This window comes from Micromonospora sp. NPDC051296, from assembly GCF_040682255.1.
Lineage (GTDB): Bacteria > Actinomycetota > Actinomycetes > Mycobacteriales > Micromonosporaceae > Micromonospora > Micromonospora craterilacus.
In genome coordinates this window covers 1-5,297 of the sequence record NZ_JBFBAO010000430.1, presented here as the reverse complement: position 1 = coordinate 5,297, position 5,297 = coordinate 1, and the positions used below count along the sequence as shown (strand labels likewise).

At 72.5% G+C, this 5,297-nt stretch carries 2 protein-coding genes and 1 pseudogene; all 3 read right to left on the bottom strand.

What is annotated here, in order from left to right; all coding sequences use genetic code 11:
• Nucleotides 1-493: 493 nt before the first annotated feature.
• Nucleotides 494-1,597: a hypothetical protein gene (locus tag AB0M52_RS29970; protein WP_363960702.1), complete on the bottom strand. Its 1,104-nt coding sequence runs from the start codon at nucleotides 1,595-1,597 to the stop codon at nucleotides 494-496.
• 102 nt (nucleotides 1,598-1,699) lie between these two features.
• Nucleotides 1,700-3,787: a xanthine dehydrogenase family protein molybdopterin-binding subunit gene (locus tag AB0M52_RS29965; RefSeq protein WP_363960700.1), complete on the bottom strand. Its 2,088-nt coding sequence runs from the start codon at nucleotides 3,785-3,787 to the stop codon at nucleotides 1,700-1,702.
• Nucleotides 3,788-3,893: 106 nt separating this feature from the next.
• Nucleotides 3,894-5,222: pseudogene (locus AB0M52_RS29960) on the bottom strand (bifunctional 3'-5' exonuclease/DNA polymerase); the annotation flags it as partial.
• Nucleotides 5,223-5,297 lie beyond the last annotated feature (75 nt).

Sequence of the window (5,297 nt, the reverse complement as noted above, 5' to 3'; positions counted from 1 at the left end):
GGCCAAGATCTCACGACGTCGGCGGGCGACCTACCCACCATTTTCACGCCTGCGCGGCGTCCCCAAAAGACCGGCTGACTTGGACAGTTCCCGTTCCGCGATAACGGGAACTGTCCAAGATCTCGCGCCCACCTCCCGCCATGCGGGAAACACACCCACGCCGACCAACGCAGGCCGGGTACATACCCAAGCCACCCCCACTGGCGTCCCAGAGGCGACGCCACCGCACCAGCACCCTTCCCGGGCGATCGAGGCAGCCGCCCGCAGGGCCTGGCCGACTACGTGAGTCGGCAGGTAAAGGTCGTATCCGTAATCGATGCCCACCAGCCCACCCCGCCGACCCCGTCCTCGCTGCGCAGCACACGGGATTCGCTGCCCTCGGGATGCTAACGGCAACACCCACGAGGACGGCGCCTATGCCGCCTCAATAAGGACAGCGACGCGGCGATGTCGTCGCAGCTCTCACCGGAGCTGCCCTTCATCGGTGCGTGAACTAGCCGTCGCGGCGGGTGGCGAGGCGTAGCCGGCGCTTGACGCCGCCGGCTGCCCGGTTCTTGAGCCGCGCGAAGACCTTCTCGTTCTGGTCGTCGGCCTGCTCGCTGAGGGAGTCCGCGTGCCCCAGCATGCCGACGATCGTCTCGATCGCGACCTGGAGCAACTGGCTGTCGTCGAGGTCGTCGGGGGTGCCGGTCTGCTTCATCTTCGTCGGCCGCAGTTCGTCGAGGTCCCCGACGATCTGGCACGGGTAGTCCTGGAGTTCCTTGATCTGCTGCTCGGCGAGTTCCATCACCCACTCGGCCCGGTCCAGGCCGACGCCGAACTTCCGGTCGTTGGCCCGCTGCTTGAGCACGGAGTCGACCAGGTGGCGGTGGACGACCTTCTGGTACGGCGTCCGGAGCGGGTAGCTGTCGCCCAACGCCAGGTTGACCCGCCGGAGCAGTTCGATCTCGGCGGCGCCGAGCGACGGGTTCGAGGTGGGTTCCGCCAACTCGCACAGCCCGTCCGGGATACCCATGACACCGGCGAACCGGTGCCACAGCAGGTCACGTGGGGCGCCGGGAGGCGGAACCGTCACCAGGTGTCGTCGCTCGGCCGGCACCAGGTCGCCCCACCGGCGCAGCATGCGCAGTGCGGTGTGGTTGTCCCAGAAGGTCTCGGCCTTGCCCTGCTCCACGGCGCGCATGAAGGCCCCGAAACGCCAGCCGCTGCGGGCCCTGATGCTCTGCTGCCAGAACGACGGGAAGGTACGCCACAGATCACGGCCCGCCACGATGATGTGGACCTCGGCGGGTTGCAGGCTCTCCACCGCGCGGATCGCCTGCTCGGTGGTGGCCGAACCCAACCCCTCGTTGCTGATGATCACATCACCGGACCATTTGCCGGCCTTCTCGGCCAGCCGGTCCCACGTCCAGTAGACGTCGGTGTCCCGCCAGCGCGCCTGACGCAGGTCGGCCATCGCCTGATCGTGCGCCACGGCGCTGCTCGGCAACAGGATGCCGGCGTCCGCCAACACCCGCTGGTTGCTCCAGAGCACGTTCTGCACGTAGGTGCTTCCGGTCTTCGGCGCGCCGATGTGCAGGTAAACGCGTCTGGCCATGCTGCCTCCCAGGCACCTTCACCAAGTTGATCGGAGCGGTCAGGTTTTGCGGCGCACAGGCTGGCACACCAACATGAACAACAGGGGGACGGCCGGTAGTGGTCAGGCTGCCAGGAGTTTGTCCAGGGTGACGGGAAGGTCGCGGACCCGTACGCCGGTGGCATGGTGCACCGCGTTGGCGATGGCCGCGGCGGCACCGACGATGCCGATCTCGCCGGCGCCCTTGACCCCGAGCGGGTTGAGCTGGTCGTCGGCGTCGTCGACCCAGTACGCCTCCACCGCCGGCACGTCGGCGTTGCTGCTGACGTGATAGCTGGCCAGGTCGTGGTTGGCCCAGGTGCCGTAGCGGGTGTCGAAGAGTCCCGCCTCGTGCAGCGCCATCGACAGGCCCATGGTCATCCCGCCGATCAGCTGGCTGCGCAGGGTGGTCGGGTTCACCACCCGGCCGACCGCGAAGACACCGAGCAGCCGCCGTACCCGGACCTCGCCGGTGTCGGAGTCCACCCGCACCTCGGCGAACTGCGCCCCGTACCCGTACCGCGGCAGCGTGCGTTGCGCCGCCACCTCGTCGTCGATGCTCACCTCGACGGTCAGCCCCTCGGCGGGCAGCCGGCCACGAAGCTCGGCGAGCCGGTCGCACAACCGTTCGCAGGCCCGGACCACCGCCCAGCTCCACGAGGCCAGTCCGGTCGAGCCGCCGGCCACGTCGGCCGGCGGCAGGGCGGTGTCCCCCACCCGGATCCGCACCCGCTCCGGCGGCGTGCCGAGCGCGTCGGCGGCCACCTGCCACAGCGCCGTACGCGCCCCGGTGCCGATGTCGGCGGCGTTGATCCGTACCTCGAAGGTGCCGTCGGCGGACGCGGCGGCCGACGCGGTGGCCGGGCGCACCCGGGCGGGGTAGCTGGAGCCGGCCATCCCGGTGCCGAGCAGCCACCGGCCGTCACGCCGGGCCCGCGGGGTCGGGTCGCGTCCATCCCAGCCGAACCGGCGGACCCCGTCGGTCAGGCAGGCGGCCAGGTTGCGGCTGGTGAACGGTGACCCGCTCTCCGGGTCGACGGTGGTGTCGTTGCGCAGCCGCAGCTCGACCGGATCGACCTGGCAGGCCGCTGCCAACTCGTCCAGGGCGGACTCCAGCGCGAACGAGCCCGGGGTGTGCCCCGGCGCGCGCATCCAGAACGGGGTGGGCACGTCGAGCCGCAGCAGCCGGTGCGTGGTACGCCGGTTCGGGGCGGCGTACATGTTGCGGGTGTAGACGGCGGTCTGCTCGGCGAACTCCGTCACCATCGAGGTCTGGCTGATCGCGTCGTGGGCGACCGCGTCGATCCGGCCGTCCGGGCCGGCGCCGAGCCGGACCCGTTGGATGGTCGGGGTGCGGTATCCGACCGGGCCGAACGTCTGCTGGCGGGTCAGCGGCAGGCGGACCGGCCGGTCGACGTGCCGGGCCGCCAGCGCGGCGAGCACCGTCTGGACCTTGCAGTACAGCTTGCCGCCGAACCCGCCACCGACGTGCGTGTTGACCACTCGGACGGCCTCGATGGGCAGCCCGAACAGCCGGGCCAGGATCTCCCGGGCGGGTGAGGAACCCTGGATGGAGTCGTGCACCAGCAGCCGACCGTCGCGCCACTGCGCGGTCGCGGCGTGCGGCTCCATCGGGCTGTTGTGGTAGGACGGCGTGCGGTAGGTGAGGTCCAGCCGGACCTCGGCGGCGGCGAAGCCGGCGTCGAAGTCACCGGCGACCACGTCCGTCGGGTAGCTCGGATTGACGTGGTCGGGCCGGTACAGGGCGGGATCCTGCGCGGAGAGCACCGTGTGGTGCGGCTGCGGGGCGTAGTCGACGCGGACCAGCCGGGCCGCCTCCCGCGCCGCTTCGATGGTCTCCGCCACCACGACGGCGACGAACTGGCCCCGGAAGTGGACGGTCGGTTCCTGGAGGCGGAACAGCTCCGGATCCACGCCCGGCGTCAGGCGGGGCGCGTTGCCGTGGTGCAGCACGGCCAGCACCCCGTCGACCGCCAGCGCGGCGTCGGTGTCCAGCCCGGTGATCGTGCCCCGCACGGCGGTCGCCGGCACCGCCTGGGCGTACGCCACGCCGTCCACCGGGTACTCGACCGCGTACCGTGCCGTCCCGGTGACCTTGGCGCGGCCCTCCAGGCGGGAGTACGGCTGCCCCACCGCACCGGCCGGCGTCACGATCGCGTCCCGCCGACGGTGAAACCCAGCCAACTACGCATAACGCTCATAATAGGTTCTTCCCGATCACCACGGCCCGGTTCGCGGCAGCCCGACCGGGTGCCGCTCACGCCGCGTCGGCGTAGCACTCCACGATCGACAGATCCAACGGGAAGCGGACCGGAGTGTCACCGAAGAGCAATGCGGTGGCCCGCCGCCCGGCCCGCTCGACCGCCTCGGCGACCCGCTCCGCCTGCTCCGCCGGGCAGTGCACGATCACCTCGTCGTGCTGGAAGAAGACCAGCTCGGCGCCGGTGCCGGCCAGCTCGCCCCGGAGCACCGCCAGCAGCGTGGAGGCCCACTCGGCGGCGGTGGCCTGGATGACGAAGTTGCGGGTGAACCGACCCCGGGAACGGGCCGCCCGGGCCCGCGGCGACTGCGGATCACCGGCCGCGTCCGGATCCGCCACCCCGTCGTCGCCGCCGAACCCCGCCGTCCCGGGCGGGCAGGTACGCCCCAGCCAGGAACGCACCAGCCCGCCGACCTCACCGGTACGCGCCGCCGCCTCGACGTGGCCGAACGCCGTCGGATAGTTGCGCCGCAGCACCGCCAGGGCCGGCACCGCCTCCCCACCGGTCTGCCCGTACATCGCGCCGAGCAGGGCCAGCTTGGCCCGACCCCGGTCGCCGCCGAAGGCGTCCCGGGCCAACGCCGCGTACAGGTCTCCGGTGGCACCCGCCTCGGCGAGCCGGGCGTCACCGGAGACGGCCGCCAGCACCCGGGGCTCCAACTGCCCGGCGTCGGCCACCACGAACCGCCACCCCGGATCGGCCACCGCCGCCCGGCGGACCACCTTCGGGATCTGCAACGCGCCACCGCCCCGGGTGGCCCACCGCCCCGACACCACCCCGCCGGGGACGTACTCCGGCTGGAACCGGCCATCGCGGACCCAGGCGTCCCGCCACGCCCGCCCGTGGGCTGTCCAGATCCGATACAGCTCCTTGTATTCCAGCACCAGCGGCACCGCCGGATGGTCCACCCCACGCAGCACCCACGCCCGGGTGTTCGGCAGCTCCACCCCGGCCCGGGCGAACGCCCGCAGCAGCTCCGCCGGGCTGTCGGCGTGCACCTGCCGGACGCCGAACGCGTCGGCGATCCGGGCGGCCAGCTCGGCCAGCCGCCGGGGCGGCCCGCCCACCGGGGACGGCTCCCCCAGCAGCTCGGCCAGGACCGCGTCGTGCACGTCAGCCCGCCAGGGCAGACCCGTTGCCCCCATCTCGGCCGCGACCAGCGCGCCGGCCGACTCGGCGGCCACCAGCAGCCGGAACCGCCCCGGCTGGGCGGTCGCCGCGATGCGTTCGAGCTGGTCGGCGTACACCCTGGTCAACGCCGGGCGGCCCGGACCCGGCGGCCCGAGCACGGCGTCGAAGAGCGCGGCCTGCCCGTCGCCGGGCGGGCCTCGACGTCGCTCAGCTCGCAGGCGGAGAGGATGTCCCAGTCGTTGTCGGTCCCGTCGGCCTCGGCGAGCAGC

What these genes read in the sequence shown, in the direction of transcription:
- AB0M52_RS29970 (WP_363960702.1), bottom strand. Translation starts at nt 1,597, where the DNA reads ATGGCCAGACGCGTTTACCTGCACATCGGCGCGCCGAAGACCGGAAGC.